Origin of the sequence: Nonomuraea fuscirosea (assembly GCF_035917475.1) — a bacterium.
In the GTDB taxonomy this organism is placed as follows: Bacteria; Actinomycetota; Actinomycetes; order Streptosporangiales; family Streptosporangiaceae; genus Nonomuraea; species Nonomuraea fuscirosea.
Map to the genome: position 1 here is coordinate 2,824,572 of NZ_CP109074.1, position 16,509 is coordinate 2,841,080.

Genomic DNA, 16,509 nt, shown 5'->3' on the forward strand with positions numbered 1-16,509 from the left:
CCGACTTTTTATGGCGTAAGGAAATAGCCGAGACAGCTTACACCGACATCGGGCGACATAGTGCGACACGCGGGCGCGGGCCGACGCGGCCCGGCACGGGTCGGCGTCGGGAGGTGGCGCGGGCGGGGGATCCAGCCTTCCCCCGCCCGCGGTTCACGCCGAGAGCGGATTGACCGCCCGGTGGTGCAGGCCGATCACGGGGATCTCGTGCAGGCTGCCCGAGTACAGGAACTGCGTCATGCCGATCAGCAGCCGGCGCACGTCGTCCTGGGGACGAACGACCAGGCGCAGGAACTGGCTGGTCGTGCCCAGCTTGTTGCCGCACTCGCGGACGTACACGCCGTGCTCGGTGAGCAGGTGGTCGCGCAGCGGCACCCCGTCATGGCCCGGCGGCAGCTTGACCAGCAGGAAGTTGCCCTGCGAGGCGTAGACCGACAGCCCCGGCATGGTGCTGAGCTGCTGGAACATCGCCCGCCTGTCGGCGTTGAGCCGCTTGAGGCTCTCGTCGTACTCGCCCATGAACTGGCGCATCATGAACACGACGACCTCGGCGAAGGAGTTGAGGTTCCACTTCGGCAGCGCGTCCCGTACCCGGGCGGCCAGGGCGGGGTTGGCCACCATGTAGCCGAAGCGGATGCCGTGCAGGCCGAAGTTCTTGCCGAGGCTGCGCAGCACGATCACGTTCGGCCGCACCGCGGCCTCCGCGGCCACGCCCGGGTAGGGCTCGGCGTCCACGAAGTCGCCGAACGACTCGTCCACGATCACCAGGTCGAGGTCGATGAGCTGGTCGAGCAGGTACAGGACCTCGTGCTTGGGCAGGTAGCCGCCGTCGGGGTTGTTCGGGTTGCAGATCACCGCCACGCGGGAGCCGCGCATGCGGACGAACGACACGAAGTCATCCACGTCGAGGGCGAAGTTGCGGCTCTCCATCAGCGGATACATGTCCACCCGCTTGCCGGTCTCCAGCGGCTGGTCGGTCCAGCGGCCGAAGGTGGGGATCGGCACCGCCAGGCTCTCGCGTACCAGCAGGTGGTCGATCCAGGTGATCAGCTCCGTCGAGCCGTTGCCCATCGCGACGGTCTTGGGATGGAGCCCGAGCGTGGAGCAGAGCTCCTCGGTGATCGTGCCCGCGTCGCTCGGATAGAACTTGAGGATCGTCTCCAGGTTTCTCCCGAGGTGCTCGAAGATCTCCGGTGTGGGGAAATACGGGTTGCAAGGGATGCAGAAGTCCACCGGGGCGCGCTCTCCCGTCGAGCTGCGCATGAGTGAGAAGTACGACGGGCTGTGCGCTTGTGCCCGCAAGAGACTGAGCTCCACGACACCTCCATGGACCACGTGTCCGATGTGTCTAGGTACGCGCCGATGGAGCGGGTGGTTCAGCGGGCCCTCCCGCACTACCCGGGAGGCGGTTCCGGCCTGCGGAGCGTGAGGATCGCGATGTCGTCGCGCGGCGCGGTCCTGGTGAACTGCCGCAGATCGGCGCCGAGCACGGCCGCGAGCGCTCCGGGCGGGGACGGGGCCCACTCGCGCAGCCGCTCCTCCAGCGGGTAGAAGGCGCCGTGCGGGTCGCGCGCCTCGGTGACGCCGTCGGTGCACAGCAGCATCGTCGCGCCCCTGGGAAAGGCGAACCGGGTGATCCGGCGCGGCTCGTCCGTCAGCGACGCCACGCCGAGCGGCACGTCGGGCTCGCCCAGGTCGGCCTGCCAGGCGTCGCCGTGCCGGATGACGAAGGGCGCGATGTGGCCGCAGTTGACCGCCTCGACCGCCGGATCGTCACCGAGCTCGTGGCCGATGTCGAGCACCAGGGCGGTGACCAGCCGTTCGGGCTCGCCGGTGTGGGCGGCGAAGAAGTTCTGCCTGATGACGGAGTTCTCCATGGCGGCCACGACGCCGGTGAGGGTCTCCTCCCGGTAGGCCGCCTCCCTGAACGACCCGAGCACCGCCAGCGCCGTGCCGATCGCGGGCAGACCCTTGCCTTGGACGTCCGCGATGAGCACGCGGGTGCCGTTCCTGGAGGGGGCGACCTCGTACATGTCGCCGCCCACCATCGTGTCCTCCTCCACCGGCTGGTAGAGGCCGTCCACCAGCACGTCCGCGGTCCGCAGCGGCAGCGGGCGGACGATCTGCCGCTGCAGCGCGGCGGCGGCGGAGCGCAGCCGGTGCACCTCCTCCTCGCGCCGCACGCGGAAGCGGCAGCCGATCACGCTCACCACCCCGAACAGCGCGGTGAACCCGGCGGCCAGCGCGATGTCGTCCCACGCGCCGCGCAGGTAGGCGCCGGTGACGACCTCCACGCAGACCACCCAGACCGAGGCGACGGCCGTCTGCCACACCGCGCCGAGACCCGAGACGATCGCCGGCAGGAAGATCAGCAGCGGGAACAGCCGGACCGCCGTGCCCGTGGTCAGGTCGAGCACCACGATCACCAGGGTGACCAGGACCAGTCCTACGAAGAACACCGGCGCGCGCAGGCGCCGTCCCTCCCCGCCCCGCCGCTCCGTGCGCAGCACGTCTTCCGTCACCCGCTCACCTCCCATGCTCCTCGCGCTCGTGTCACCTTCTATCAGCCTGTTTCGCCGTTCCCGCGCGCTGGCACGCGCCTTTGACCCCACCTTGCCCCGGCGTGAAGGAGAACGCGCCGGCGTCATTTCGCATGGGGGTGCGAAAAAGGAGGTCGCGGTCGTCGTGGTAATGGCGTTAATTCGCCGATGCTGAATTCGTTCCCTGTGCTTCTCCGTGGGGTTTCGGGTGTCTTCTTCGTGTTGATCTAGGCAGATGATAGCTCTCCGTACTGCAAGGATCCGGTTCTTGGCTACAGAAGGTGAGCGGAGCTGTCCATTATGACGAGTCTTGTTTGGATTTAACATGAATTTTCTCCTGGAGCGGCGGGCTCTTATTTTCTTCTCATCCGGAAACTCATTGACAGAGAATAACGATCTTGTAAATATCTGAGTTGGGGCGGGGTGCGGGAATTCGGGCCACGAAAGGGAGCTGTTCCATATGGGCATCGAACACGACTGGACCCTGCTGCCGGCCGTGGTCGTCCGCAGCGCCGGGTTTCCGTGGGAGCTCGTCCTGTCCCTCGCCCATCCGAGGGCGGCGGGGGCGGCCGCGGCGGTCGTCCGGCTGGAGCGCAGGGCACTCGGCCTGCTCGCCGACGCGCCCGGCGCGCGGACCGGCGGCCACCAGGAGCGGGACGGGCGGCTGCCGGGCGGCCTGCGCGGACGCCTGCGCGCACTGCGCCCGCTGCCGGCCGGCACACCGGGGCCCGACGGGTGGGTGGCGGCGTGGAACGAGGTGACCGGGCTGCTGGAGGAGGCCCGGCTCACCCTCGCCGGCCTCGCCTCTTCGGACGCGGCGCTGGCCAGGACGGCCGTGGCCGGGCTCATGGGCGACGAACGTTTCCTCGACGCGCTCGTGTGCGACGAGCCGGCCCTCTACCGCGACCTGCGGCGCGGGGCCAAGGGCGGCAGGACGCGCCGGCAGCTCGCCGCCCGCCTCCAGCGGCTGGCGGCCTCGTGCGAGACGACCGGCTGCTACGGGCCCATCGGCTACGGCACCGTCGAGCCCGGTGCCGCCGGCGGCTACACCTGGAAGGGGCATCGCGAGCTCACGCGGCGGGTGGCCTACCCGGCCGCGCGGGTGACCGAGGCGCTGCAGCAGCGCCTCCTGGCCGACCTCGGCCTGGTGGCCGGGCTGGTGCCACGGCGGACGACCTGGACGGGGGAGGCGCACGACGGGGCCGCCTTCGCCGCCCACTGCGACGGGCGCCGCACACTGGCCGAGATCGCCGAGGAGACCGGCACGGGCATGGAACAGGCTTCGGCGGCGCTGGCCGTGGCGGTCCGGCGCGGCCTGCTCACCCACGACCTCTGCCCGCCCGCCACCGTCTGCGACCCCTTGAGCTGGCTACGCGACCGCCTGGCCGCCAAGGGCCTGCGCCCCGCCCCCGGCCGCCTTTCAGCGGTGAAGGGCTTGCGCCGCGCGCTCGCCTCGGGCGCGGACGTCTGCGAATGCGGCCTCACCGCCGGCCCGTCCCCCGACGGCCGAGGCACCAGGAGGCCATGGGGCGCCCCGGCATCTGGTGGCAGAGGTGCCACGGGCGGGCGGGGGCCCATCGGGGGTGATGCCGGGTGTTCTGCGAACGGGCCGGTATCCGGCGTTCGGGGTGCTGCGGGCTCTGCGGGTGGCCGCGGGGTCGATGCGGCTGGTGCCGTGGATTCCGTGGACGGGGCGGGGGCTGATGCTGGTGGGGAGGGGGCCGGTGCGCGGGGGGTGCGCGGGCGGGGGTTCGTGGTGCCGGCGGATGTGCCCGTACAGCGGGAACGGGTTCTCATCGGTGGCCGGCCAGGGGGTGAGCCGCCGTCGGCGCGGCGCGTCGAGGAGCTCAGCGAGCTGCTCGGGCAGTACCCGGCAGCCTCGCCGGACGTGAAGCTGGCCGTGCAGCGCCGGATCGAGACGCTGACCGGCCTCGGTCGGCGCGACGAACGGCCGGTGGTGCACGAGGCCGCCGCCGGCACGCTGCGGGTCACCGCCGGCGGCGGGCTGGCGGCCGACCTGCGCGGCCGGGTGCCCCGGGTGCTCGACCTGCTCGCCGAGGAGGCCGAGCTGACCAGGACGCGCACCAACCGGCTGGTGGCAGAGCGGCTCGGCGCGGGCACGTTCGAGCTGGCCGAGGTGCTGCGGGCGACCGGCGACCTGCGGATCGACCACAGCGACAGGCTCTCCCGGCGCATCGCCGCCCTCGTGCGCGACGAGCCGGTCGGGGTCCGCTCGCTCGACCTCGCCGGTCTGCTCGACGAACCCGTCCCGCCCGCCGTCCCCGTGCTCTGCTCGGCCGATGTCATGGTCGCCGCCGCCTCGCTGGAGGCGTACGAGGAAGGAGTCACCCCGCTGATCCTCGACCGGCTGCACGACTCGGTCCTGCTCACGCCGTGGGCGACCCAGTTCCACGAGGACGGCGCGGCCTGCCTGGCCGGGCGCGACGCGGAGATCAGGAGGGCACTGTCCGGCTGCACCGTGCTGAACGTCATCAGCCACCGCTCCGACGGCGCGCCGCCGTCCGAGCTGCCCGGCCCCGTGCTGGAGCTCGGCGGCGCGACGGCCGATCCGGCGCGGCGGCGGATCGGGCTCGACGAGCTGTACGTCCACAGCGACGGCCGGCGCGCGATCCTGTACGCCAAGGGCACGAAGGAGCCGCTGCTGCTGCACAACGGCGAGCACGACACCGCCCTGCACACGGCACTCGCCCTGCCCAGAATCCGCCTGCCCCGGCTCGGCGACCTGCCCCGCGTGCCTCGGCTGACCTGGGACAACGTCGTCATCTCGCGGCGGCGCTGGCAGGTGGGACGGGCCTCGTTCGAAGCGCTCGGCCTGGCCGACGACGACCGGGGGCTGCTGGTGGCGGCGGCCCGGCTGCGGCAGGTCCACGATCTGCCCGCCGCCTTCTACGCCCGTTCAGGACGGGACCGCGAGCCCTTCTACGTCGACACGCGCTCGCCCGCGCTGCTCGAAGGGCTGGCCCGGCTGGCGGCGGCGGCCGATCGCGTCACGATGACGGAGGTGCTGCCGGGGCCGGACGAGTGCTGGCTCCGGGACGGCGACCAGCGGTTCGCCGCCGAACTGCGCTGCGTGTACCTGCGCCCCGCCGGCGACCCGGGGAAGCGGGCGACTACGCGGACGACGGAACGGGCGACAGAGCGGGCCGCCGGCCCGGACACCCGCCGCACGCCGCCGGACACCGATCCCAACAGTCACAGTGCCTCCAACGGTCACGCCGGTCACGCCCGTTCGACGGCCTTCACCGGTTCCCCGGCCGACACTTCCACCGGCTCTCCGGCTGGTGTTCCCAGCGGTTCTCCCGGCCCGCCGAACGGGCGCGCCTCGCAGGCGGCCGATGGTGCCAGGCCGCGGTCGGCGCACCCCTACCCCTGGCCCTGGCCCGGTGCGGACGGCTGAAGGACTCGCTCGTCGTTCCCCGGCGCCGTGCCCCTACCCCCGGACGACGCCGCTGCTCGACCCGAGGCCCGGCCCCGCGGACACCGGTGATCACCCTTGAGAACCCGGTGCCGGCGACCGCCGGTCCTCACGGGTGGGCGGAAAAGCGGTTGCCGGGGTGCGGAGGAGGCTGGTGTAATCCCGGGCTGAAGCAGTTCAGCACCCCGAGGAGGCCCGCGATGCGGGAAGCGTTCATGTTCCCCCAGCTCAGCGAATCCTCCTATGCAAAGGGCATGACGCTTCTTGAGACCGTCCGACTCCAGGACCTCATCCTCTGACCTCTCACTCCTCCGCCTCCTGCGCCCCGGACGGCGGCAAAGCGCCGCGCTGGCCGCGGCCGTCGCCGCGGCGACCGCGCTGCCGCTGGCCGCACCGCAGATCACCAGGCGCTTCGTCGACGACGCCATCGCCGGCGCGAGCATCCGCCACCTGACACTGATCGCGCTCGGCTACCTCGGGCTCGCCGCCGGAGGCCAGGCGGTCCGCATGCTGACCGCGTGGCTGGCCAGCCGGCTCGCCTGGGACGGCGCCAACCGCCTGCGCGAGCGGCTCACCGAGCACACACTCGGCCTCGACCTGGCCTTCCACGGCCGGCACACCCCCGGCGAACTGATCGAGCGGGTGGACGGCGACGTCGTCGCGGTCGGCGACTTCATGGTGGCGTTCCTGCTCGACGTCGTGGCCGGCGTGCTGCTGCTGGCCGGCGTGGTCGCCGTCGTCTTCACCGTCGACTGGCGCATCGGGACCGTGCTGCTGGCGTACTGCCTGCTCATCGGGTACGGCATGGTCAGGGCGCAGCGCCTGGCCGTCCCCTCGGCGGCCGGCTCCCGCGCCGCGAACGCGACCCTGATGGGCGTGCTCGAAGAGCGCCTCGCGGGCGCCGAGGACCTGCGGGCCAACGGCGCGGGCGAGCACACCGTACGCCGGTTCCACCAGACGAGCGCAGCCGTCCTGCGCGCCGAGCGGTACGACGCCCGCATCGGCACCACCCTGCTGGCGGGCACCTCGGTGGCCTTCGCCGCCGGGACCGCGATCATGCTGGCGCTGGCGGCCTGGACCATGGAGACCGGGGCGCTCACGGTGGGCACCGCCGTGCTGCTCTTCCAGTACACGCTCATGGTGCGGGCGCCGTTCGAGCGGCTGATCGACCAGATCAGGCAGTACCAGGCGGCCTTGGCCGGGCTGTCCCGCATCGCGGGACTGCTGGCCGAGCGCCCGTCGCTGATCCCCGGCACCCGCCCCCTGCCCGCCACCGGGGCGCTCGGCCTGCGCCTCGACGGCGTCGGGTTCTCCTACCCCGGCGACGACGAGCAGGTGCTGTCCGGGATCGACCTCACGCTCGCGCCCGGGGAGACACTCGGCCTGGTCGGGCGGACCGGCAGCGGCAAGACCACGCTGGGCCGGCTCGTCCTGCGCCTGCACGACCCGGTCGAGGGGACCGTGCTGGTGGGCGGCCTGGACCTGCGCGAGGCCGACCCGCGTTCGCTGCGGGCCAGGATCGGCGTGGTCACCCAGGACGTGCAGCTCTTCGCGGCCAGCGTCAGGGACAACCTCACGCTGTTCCGGCCCTCCCCGGGGGACGAACGGCTGCGCGCGGCGCTCGCCGCGGCCGGGCTCGGGGAATGGGCGGACGCGCTGCCCGACGGGCTCGACACCGAGCTGCGTACCGTGTCCGCCGGGCAGGCGCAGCTCCTCGCGTTCGCCCGCGCTTTCCTCGCTGATCCCGGGCTCGTCGTGCTGGACGAGGCGTCCAGCCGACTCGACCCGGCCACCGAACGCCGCATCGAGGACGGCGTCGCCCGGCTGTTGCGCGGCCGGACCGGCGTGATCATCGCGCATCGCCTGTCGTCCCTCGCCAGGGTGGACAAGATCGCGGTGCTCGACCACGGCAAGATCGTCGAGTACGGCCGCCGCGCCGACCTCGCCGCCGACCCGCACAGCCGCTTCGGCCGGCTGCTGGACCTGGCGGGGGTGAGCCGGTGAGGCCGGTGACGCGGGTGGCCACCCGGCTGGCCACGTTCGACCTGCGCCGGTACGTGATCGGAGCGCTGCTGTGGCTGCCGGTCCACGTGATCCCGCTGGCCGGCGGGCTCGTCCTGCGCGAGGTCTTCGACCGGATCAGCGGCCATCAGGCGGCCGCCCTGGAGACGACGCTGTGGTGGTGCGCCGCTTTCGTGGGGGTCGAGGTCGTGCGCGGGGTGGTGATCACGGTCGCGTGGACGTACGGCGTCTACTGGTGGACCGCCGCCGCGACCCTGCTGCGCGGGAACGTCCTGCGCTCCGTCCTCACCGCGCGCGGCCCCGCCGCCGCCCGCCTGCCGCACTCTTCCGGCGAGTCCGTGGCACGCATGCGCGACGACGTGGCCGACGCGGTGGACTTCACCGACGAGAGTGTCAGCCTGGCGGGCACCACGCTGTTCGCCCTGGCCGCCGTGCCGATCATGGCCGCGGTCGATCCCGTCGTCACGTTCGTGCTGGTGCTGCCGATGATCGCGGTCGGCGTGCTGAGCAGGACGATGCGGCGGACGATCGCGCGGCTGCACCGGCGGGCCCGGCTGCTCGGGGCGGCCGTGACCGCGTACGTGGGGGAGGTGTTCGGCGGCGTACTGGCGATCAAGACCGCCGGGGCCGAGGACGCGGCGCTGGAGCGGCTGCGCGAGCACAACCGGCGGCGGCGCGACGCCGCCGTCAAGGACCGGATGGCGACCGACCTGCTCGACGCGGCGACCACCACGACCGTCGAGCTCAGCATCGGGCTCGTCCTGCTGCTCGCCGCGCCCGCCATGCGCGGCGGCGACTTCACCGTGGGCGACCTCGCGCTGTTCACCAGCTACATCGGCTGGCTCACCGCGCTGCCCCGGTCGATCGGCACCCTCCTCTACCGGCTGCCGCAGGCCGCGGTCGCGACCGAGCGGCTCAGCGCGATGATGGCGCCGCACGAGGACGCCGCCGACCTGGTCAAGGGCACCGACGTGTGGCTGCGCCGCGACCCGCCGCCCGCCGCGACCCCGCCGCCGCACGCCGACCGGCTGCGCGTGTTCGAGGCGCGCGGGCTGAGCGTGCGCGGGGTGCTGCACGACGTCGGGCTGCGCGTCGAGCGGGGCTCGTTCACGGTCGTGACCGGGGCCGTGGGGGCGGGCAAGACGACTCTGGTACGCGCCCTGCTCGGGCTGCTGCCGCTGGACGAGGGCACGATCTCGTGGAACGGCGTCCCGGTCGAGGATCCGGGCACGTTTCTCGTTCCCGGGCGGACGGCGTACGCGGGCCAGGTCCCACGGCTCTTCTCCGCCGAACTCGGCGAGAACCTGCTCCTCGGCCGGGCCGGGGACGCCCGGCGGGCGCTGGAGCTGGCGGCCTTCGAGCAGGACCTGGCCGAGATGCCCGCCGGGCTGGACACGCTCGTCGGGCCGCGCGGGATGCGGCTGTCCGGCGGGCAGGCGCAGCGGGTCAGCGCCGCCCGCGCCCTCGTACGAGATCCGGACCTGCTGGTCGTGGACGACCTGTCGTCGGCGCTGGACGTCGAGACGGAGCGGCTGCTGTGGCAGCGGATCGCCCGGAACGGCCCGGAGACCGTGCTGGTCGTCTCCCACCGGCAGGCCGCCCTCGAACGCGCCGACCAGGTGATCGTCCTGGACCGGGGCCGGGTCGCCGGGCGGGGGCCGCTGGCCGAACTGCTGGAGACCTGCCCGGAGATGCGCCGGCTCTGGCACGCCGAACTGATCGCCGAAGCGGAGGAACGAACGGGCGACTGACCCTCGGGCAACCCGGGATGTGGGCCGTTCGGGATGTGGGGTGGTTGGAGGCGGGAGGGGTGGTGGACGAGGTTGTCGGTGGGACGGGGCACCATGGATCTGTGACAACAAGCATCACGCCGAGCATGACCGGGGTCGCGGAGCTGGTCGAGCTGGTCTCCAGGGGTCGGGTGGCCGTGCTCAGCGGGGCCGGGCTGTCGACCGAGTCGGGGATTCCCGACTACCGGGGGCCGACGGGGCGAGCCAGGCGGGCCGAGCCGATGACATACCAGCGCTTCGTGGGCAGTGCCGAGGCGCGGCGGCGCTACTGGGCGCGCAGTCACGTCGGCTGGCGGCAGATCGGCCTGGCTCAGCCCAACGACGGTCACCGGGCGGTGGCCGAGCTGGAGCGGCGCGGGCTGCTGGCCGGCATCGTCACCCAGAACGTGGACGGCCTGCACCAGGCGGCCGGCGCCCGCCAGGTGATCGAATTGCATGGTGGGCTCGACCGTGTCGTGTGCCTGTCCTGCCGCGAGCGCACGCCGCGCGCCGAGCTGGAGCGGCGCCTGCGCGCGGCCAACCCGGACTGGGAGGCGGCGGCCGGCCAGATCAACCCCGACGGTGACGCCGTGCTGACCGACGCCCAGGTGGCCACGTTCCGCGTGGTCGACTGCACGGGCTGTGGCGGGCTGCTCAAGCCGGACGTCGTCTTCTTCGGGGAGAACGTGCCGGGGCCGCGCGTCGACGAGTGTTTCGCGGTCGTGGGCGGGGCACGGGTGCTGCTGGTGCTCGGGTCGTCGCTGGCGATCAGGTCGGGGCTGCGGTTCGTGAGCCGGGCGGCGGCGCTGGGCATCCCCATCGCGATCGTCAACCAGGGCCCGACCGGCGCCGACGCCGACGCCACGCTCACCGTGGACGCCCCACTAGGCCCGACCCTGACCCACCTCACGACCCAGCTCACGACCCCCACCTGACCGGCGGCTCGCGACCCCCACCTGACCGGCTCCACAGCGGGGTCGCGGCCACGAGGCCGTGGGGCTGGTGGTGGTGCGGAGGGGTGGCACCAGGGTGTCGAGGCCAGGGGAGAATGGGGGCATGGCTCCTCGTGCGTGTCCTTGCGGTCTGCCCGGTACCTACCAGGACTGCTGTGGCAGGCTCCATCGCGGTGAGGCTGCTGCCGCCACCGCCGAGCAGCTCATGCGGTCGCGGTTCAGCGCGTTCGCTGTGGGGGACGAGGCCTACCTGCTGCGCAGCTGGCTGCCGTCCGCTCGGCCGGCGGGGGCCGTAGGGGATCGGCGGGTGAAGTGGACGCGGCTGGAGGTGCTGGGCAGCAGCGGGGGCAGCGTCGTGCACACCGAGGGCACCGTGCACTTCCGCGCCCACTACCTCGACCGCGGCCGGCCGGGGGAGATGGAGGAGAACAGCAGGTTCGTCCGGTACGAGGGCCGCTGGGTCTACGCGGGTGCCCTGTAGAGCCTCACTGCCTGGGGCCCGCCGGGGTGTGACTTCCTGTGGTCGTCTGGGTGTCATGGCCTGCGGCGGCCGGGGTGTCACGGTGCGCGGTGTCCGGGCGGCAGGGTATGCGGCTGGGCGGGGTTTACGGTTTGCGGCCGGCGGCTCCTACGAAGGTGTGGTAGGTGATGCCGGGTTCTGCGCGGTCGTCGGTGTCGGGGTGCCATTCCGGTAGGGGGACGAGGCCGGGTTCCACCAGGTCCAGACCCTCGAAGTAGGTGAGGATCTCCTCGGTGGTGCGCCAGCGGCCGGTGCCCAGCGTTTCGTTGAAGATCTTTTCGGCTGCGTACGCCTGCTTGGAGACCTCGGGAAGGGCCGCGCCGGGGTTGTGGAAGCAGGAGACGGCCAGGTGGCTGCCCGGTGCCAGGCGGGCCATCATGGCGCGGATGATCCCGGCCGGGTCGTCGTCGTCGGTCAGATGGTGCAGGATCGCGAACATGAGCAGGCCCACCGGCTGCTCGAAGTCGATGACCCGCCGGATCTTCGGATGGTCCAGGATCCGGTCCGCCTCGCGTACGTCGGCTTCGACGACCGTGGTGGTGTCGTTCACGGCGAGCAGGGCGCGGGCGTGGACCAGGACGGTCGGGTCGTGGTCGACGTAGACGACCCGGGTGTTCGCGGCGGCCGACTGGGCGATCTCGTGCACGTTGCCCTGGGTGGGCAGGCCGGAGCCCAGGTCGACGAACTGGCGGATGCCGGCCTCGGCGGCCAGGTAGTGGACCACGCGCCCGAGGAACTCGCGGTTGGCGCGCCCGGATTCGCGGGCGTCGGGGGCGATCTCGAGCGCCTTCTGCGCCATCAGGCGGTCGGCCTCGTAGTTGTCCTTGCCACCGAGCATGTAGTCGTAGACGCGGGAGACGTTGGGCTTGGTGGTGTCGATGCCCGCCGGGCCCCGCTCCCGCTCGTTGTCGGCCACTGTGGGCTCCTTCGGGGAACGTCAGCTCGCGTGATCGTACTGCCGGAAAGTGCGGAAATTTCGGGAAATGGTGGGTGGGATAAGCGTGGGTCATTAGAGCACGAAAGTGAAGGCGCGGGAAGGGATCGCGACGCTCGCCCTCCGATCCGCCCGAGTGGGGGGCGAGATCGTGATCGGGGTGGGGGAGAGCGCGACGGGACGGGGTAAGGGTGCGACGGGCCCGGGGGGAGTGAGGGGGTGGTCAGGCGGAGGCGCGGATCACCAGTTCGGTCGGCAGGATCACCGGGTCCACCTGCTCGGCCCCGTCGATGAGTTCCAGCAGCAGCCGCAGTGTCGCCTGTGCCATCTCGGCCAGCGGCTGGCGGATCGTGGTCAGCGGCGGATGGGTCGAGAGCGCCACCGAGGAGTCGTCGAAGCCGCCCACCGCCACGTCGTCCGGGACCCGGCGCCCGGCCGCCCGCAGCGCCGCCAGGGCCCCGGCGGCCATCAGGTCGGAGGCCACGAAGACGGCGTCGATGTCGGGCGTGCGCGCCAGCAGCTCCGTCATCGCCCGCTCGCCGCTGGCCTGCGTCCAGTCGCCGTGGGCGATCAGCTTGGAGGTGGCCCGGCGGCCGAGCACGTCGGTGAAGCCCTCCAGGCGCTGGATGCCGCCCGGCGTGTCCATCGGGCCGGTGATCATGGCGATGCGCCGGCGGCCGAGCCCGACGAAGTACTCGGTCATCTGGCGGGCGCCGAGCCGGTCGTCCGCGGTGGCGTACGGGATGACGTTCTCGCGGCCGATGACGGCGCCGCAGGAGACGGCGGGCGGGCCGCTCTGCAGTGCGTCGAGCAGCGGGTCGCCCGCGTGCGTGGAGACGAGCAGCACCCCGTCGGCGTGGCCGCCGCGCACGTAGCGCACCACGCGCTCGCGGTCGGCCTCGTCGCCCGCCATCATCATCACCAGCGACAGGTCGTGCTCGGCCAGCATCCTGATCGCCACCCGGATCAGCGTGCTGTAGTTGGGGTCCTCGAACAGCTTCTCGTGCGGCTCCGACATGACCATGACGACGGAGCCCGTGCGCTGGGTGACCAGGCTGCGGGCGGCGCGGTTGACCGTGTAACCGGTTTCGGAGATGGCCCGCTCGATGGCCACCCGCGCCTTCGGGCTGACGTACTTGTCGCCGTTGAGCAGGCGGGACACCGTGCCGCGGGACACGCCCGCGGCGGCGGCGACATCATGGATGGTAGGGCGCTTCACTTGACGGCTCCGGAAGACAGGTCGGTCTTCCAGTATCGCTGCATCGTGAGGAAGAGCGCGATCAACGGCACGATCGACAGGAAGGCGCCGGTCAGGATCAGGTTGTACAGGGTGGGCTGGTTCGCGCCCGCCGCCAGCAGCGTGTAGAGGCCGACCGTGAGCGGGAACTTGCCGTCGTCGCCGAGCATGATGAACGGCAGCAGGAAGTTGTTCCAGATGGCCACGAACTGGAACAGGAAGATCGTCACCATGCCCGGCACCATGAGCGGCATGGCCACCCGCCGCAGCAGGTGCCACTCGCCGGCGCCGTCGATGCGCCCCGCCTCCAGCAGGGAGTCGGGGATCGCCGCGGCGGCGTAGATGCGGGCCAGGTAGATGCTGTACGGGTGCAGGATCTGCGGCAGCAGCACGGCCCAGTGGCTGTCGGCCAGGCCGATCTTGGAGAAGAGCAGGTACTGCGGGATCGCCAGCACCACCGCGGGCACCAGGATGCCGCCGATGAGCAGGTTGAAGATGACGTTCCGGCCGGGGAAACGGTATTTGGCCAGCGCGTACCCGGAGACCGCCGAGACCGCGGTCGACAGCAGCGCGCCCCCGCCCGCGTACAGCAGCGTGTTGCCCGCCCAGAGCCAGAACACCCCGTCCCGGTAGGCGAACAGCTCCCCGACGTTGTCGAAGAAGCCGGTGCCGAAGGAGAGCGTCGAGGTGCTGAACAGCTCGCCGGGTGACTTGGTCGCCGCGATCAGCACCCAGGCCACGGGGAACAGGCAGTAGAGCGCCCCGACCAGCAGCAGCGCGGTCGGCGCCAGCCCGGCCGGCCCCCTGGAGCCGGCGCGGGCGCGGCGGCGGTGTGCGGTGGCGGCGGTGACCGTGGCCATCAACCCTCCCCGAAGGCGCGGTTGCGGACCACGCGCAGGAACCCGAACGACAGGACGAGCGAGATCGCCGCGATGACGATCGAGGTGGCGGCGGCCGAGTACAGGTCGCCGGTGACGAAGGCGTCGCGGTAGACCTTCATGAGCGGGCTCCAGGTAGAGCTGATCGTGTTGGTCAGCGGGCGCAGGGTGGTGGGCTCGGTGAACACCTGGATGGTCGCGATGATCGAGAACACGGTGGTCAGGATGATCGCCGGCGTCAGGATCGGGATCTTGACGCGGACGGCGATCTGGAACTCGGAGGCGCCGTCGAGGCGGGCGGCCTCGTACAGGTCGCGGGGGATGGCGCGCAGCGTGGTGTAGAGCACGAGCATGTTGAAGCCCACCCCGCCCCACACCGCCACGTTCGCCATGGAGTAGGTGATGGTGCTCGCGCCCAGCAGGTCGACGTCCAGGACCTCCCGGATCGGGCTGAGCGAGGGCAGGTAGAGGAAGCCCCACAGCAGGGTGGCCGCCACGCCCGGCACCGCGTACGGCAGGAAGATCGCGATCCGGGAGAAGCGGGCCAGCCGCACCCGCGCCGAGTCCAGCAGCAGCGCGAACAGCAGCGCCAGCCCCAGCATCACGGCCAGCACGAGCGCGCCGTAGCCGAGCACCCGCAGCCAGCCCTGCCACAGCTCGGCGTCGGCCAGGGCGGCGGCGAAGTTGTCGAACCCGACGAACACCTCCGTGCGCGCCCCCCGGCCCAGCCCCAGCCCGGAGACCTTGGTCCTGCGCATCGCCAGGTAGACGGTGTAGCCGATCGGCACCGCGAGGAACAGGGTGAACAGCACGATCGCGGGCGTCAGGAAGAGGTACGGCCACATGCCCCTCTGCGAGCGCTTCATGACGCGAGCTGGAAGCCGGCCTTGCGCATGTCGGCGACCGTGGCGTCCTGCATGGATTGGATCGCGGAGCTGAACGGCGTGCCCGACTGCAGCGCCTTGTCGAAGCCGTCCTTGAAGGCGTTGTACGTCACGCCGACGTTGGGCCCGAAGGTGAAGCCGCGGGCGCCGGCGGAGACGGTGGCGGCCTGCTGCCAGAAGTCGGGCTGGTTGGCGAAGTAGTCGGGGGCCGCGCCGAGCGCCGACTGGGCCTTGGTCGCGGCCGGGTAGATCGCGGCCTCCTTGACCAGCAGCTCGATGGCGGCGGGGTCGGTGTTGAGCCAGGTGGCGAACTGGGTGGCGGCGGCCTTGTTCGGCGTCTTGGCCGAGACGGCCGTGGACGAGCCGCCCCAGAAGCCGCTGAAGCTCTCGCCCGCGTTCCACTGCGGCAGCGGCGCGACGGCCCACTTGCCCTTGCCCTTGGGGGCGTTGCTGGACAGCACGCCCGGCGCCCAGACGGCGGACGGCCAGGTCAGCAGCTTGCCGTCGTTGAGCGCCTTGTTCCATTCGGGGGTGAAGAACGGCATGTCGTCGATGACGTCCTCCTTCACCAGGCCGCCCCAGTAGTCGGCGACCTTCCTGGTGGGCTCGTCGGCGATGGCCACCTTCCACGACTCGCCGTCGATCGACCACCACTGCGCTCCGGCCTGCTGGGCCAGCCCTGTGAACGCTCCCGGATCCTTGCTGGAGAACGTGCCGAGGTAGGCCTTCGGATCCTTCTCGCGCAGCTGCCTGGCCGCCTCGCCGTACTCCTGCCACGTCGCCGGCACCTTGAGCCCGTGCTTGTCGAACAGGTCCTTGCGGTAGAAGAGCATCATCGGGCCGCTGTCCTGCGGGATGCCGTAGACGGCGTCGGTGCCCAGCGTCACCAGCTTCCACAGGCCCTCGGTGAACTCGCCCTTGATCGCGTCGGTCTCGGCCTTGACGTCGGCGACCGCGTCGGCGGCGATGAAGGACGGGAGGTGCTGGTACTCGGCCTGCACCAGGTCAGGGGGATTGCCCGCCTTCGCGGCGGTGAGGTACTTGGCCGCCGCGTCGTCGCCGCCGGCCTGCTTGCTGACCGTCACCTGGATGTCCGGGTGGTCCTTGTTCCAGACGGCGGCGATCTTGTCCATGTTCGGGGCCCACGCCCAGTACGTGAGCTTCACCGGCCCCTGGGGGGCGACCGCAGGGCTCCGCGCCGCCTCGGTGCTCTCGGCGGCGGGCTCACCCGACCCGCAGCCGGTGAGGGCGGCCGTGAGGACGACGGCCAGAGCTGCTCCAAGGCGGTTGGCGCGCATTGCGTACCTCCAGATGGTTCTGTGAACGTGCACAGAGT

Annotated in this window: 12 protein-coding genes; 5 read left to right on the top strand and 7 right to left on the bottom strand. The window is 71.9% G+C overall.

What is annotated here, in order from left to right:
• Window positions 1-153: 153 nt before the first annotated feature.
• Both OIE67_RS12720 and OIE67_RS12725 read right to left on the bottom strand, forming a co-directional pair.
• Entirely contained in the window at window positions 154-1,317 is a 1,164-nt protein-coding gene (locus tag OIE67_RS12720; protein WP_219912404.1) for a pyridoxal phosphate-dependent aminotransferase, read from the bottom strand.
• 77 nt (window positions 1,318-1,394) lie between these two features.
• Window positions 1,395-2,522 (bottom strand): PP2C family protein-serine/threonine phosphatase, encoded by a 1,128-nt coding sequence (locus tag OIE67_RS12725; RefSeq protein WP_326639772.1) that lies wholly within the window; start codon window positions 2,520-2,522, stop codon window positions 1,395-1,397.
• 478 nt (window positions 2,523-3,000) lie between these two features.
• On the opposite strand from OIE67_RS12725, the gene OIE67_RS12730 reads away from it, so the two are divergent.
• The 5 genes from OIE67_RS12730 to OIE67_RS12750 all read left to right on the top strand — a co-directional run bounded on the left by OIE67_RS12730 (window position 3,001) and on the right by OIE67_RS12750 (window position 11,201).
• The gene (locus OIE67_RS12730; RefSeq protein ID WP_326639774.1) at window positions 3,001-5,958 is read left to right on the top strand and encodes a hypothetical protein; all 2,958 of its coding nucleotides are present in this window, start codon (window positions 3,001-3,003) and stop codon (window positions 5,956-5,958) included.
• Window positions 5,959-6,240: 282 nt separating this feature from the next.
• Window positions 6,241-7,980: an ABC transporter ATP-binding protein gene (locus tag OIE67_RS12735; protein WP_326639777.1), complete on the top strand. Its 1,740-nt coding sequence runs from the start codon at window positions 6,241-6,243 to the stop codon at window positions 7,978-7,980.
• Window positions 7,977-9,749 carry an ABC transporter ATP-binding protein gene (locus OIE67_RS12740; protein WP_326639778.1) on the top strand — a complete coding sequence of 591 codons (1,773 nt, stop codon included), beginning with the start codon at window positions 7,977-7,979 and terminating at the stop codon, window positions 9,747-9,749. Before OIE67_RS12735 ends, OIE67_RS12740 begins: the two co-directional genes overlap by 4 nt.
• Window positions 9,750-9,874: 125 nt before the next feature.
• Window positions 9,875-10,702 carry an NAD-dependent protein deacetylase gene (locus tag OIE67_RS12745; protein WP_106251411.1) on the top strand — a complete coding sequence of 276 codons (828 nt, stop codon included), beginning with the start codon at window positions 9,875-9,877 and terminating at the stop codon, window positions 10,700-10,702.
• A 121-nt stretch (window positions 10,703-10,823) separates the two neighbouring features.
• Window positions 10,824-11,201, top strand: a complete 378-nt coding sequence (locus OIE67_RS12750) for a YchJ family protein (RefSeq protein WP_326639783.1) — start codon at window positions 10,824-10,826, stop codon at window positions 11,199-11,201.
• Between the two features lie 124 nt (window positions 11,202-11,325).
• Here the strand turns inward: OIE67_RS12750 and OIE67_RS12755 are convergent, their stop codons facing one another.
• The 5 genes from OIE67_RS12755 to OIE67_RS12775 all read right to left on the bottom strand — a co-directional run bounded on the left by OIE67_RS12755 (window position 11,326) and on the right by OIE67_RS12775 (window position 16,471).
• Window positions 11,326-12,156 carry an SAM-dependent methyltransferase gene (locus OIE67_RS12755; protein ID WP_326639785.1) on the bottom strand — a complete coding sequence of 277 codons (831 nt, stop codon included), beginning with the start codon at window positions 12,154-12,156 and terminating at the stop codon, window positions 11,326-11,328.
• Between the two features lie 241 nt (window positions 12,157-12,397).
• Window positions 12,398-13,393, bottom strand: coding sequence for a LacI family DNA-binding transcriptional regulator (locus OIE67_RS12760; protein WP_219912403.1), 996 nt, complete (start codon window positions 13,391-13,393; stop codon window positions 12,398-12,400).
• On the bottom strand, window positions 13,390-14,271 hold the full coding sequence (locus tag OIE67_RS12765) for a carbohydrate ABC transporter permease (protein ID WP_106251407.1): 882 nt from the start codon (window positions 14,269-14,271) through the stop codon (window positions 13,390-13,392). Before OIE67_RS12765 ends, OIE67_RS12760 begins: the two co-directional genes overlap by 4 nt.
• Window positions 14,271-15,155, bottom strand: coding sequence for a carbohydrate ABC transporter permease (locus tag OIE67_RS12770; RefSeq protein ID WP_106251405.1), 885 nt, complete (start codon window positions 15,153-15,155; stop codon window positions 14,271-14,273). The genes OIE67_RS12765 and OIE67_RS12770 overlap by 1 nt, the downstream gene beginning before the upstream one ends.
• Window positions 15,152-16,471 carry an ABC transporter substrate-binding protein gene (locus OIE67_RS12775; RefSeq protein WP_326639791.1) on the bottom strand — a complete coding sequence of 440 codons (1,320 nt, stop codon included), beginning with the start codon at window positions 16,469-16,471 and terminating at the stop codon, window positions 15,152-15,154. The genes OIE67_RS12770 and OIE67_RS12775 overlap by 4 nt, the downstream gene beginning before the upstream one ends.
• Window positions 16,472-16,509 lie beyond the last annotated feature (38 nt).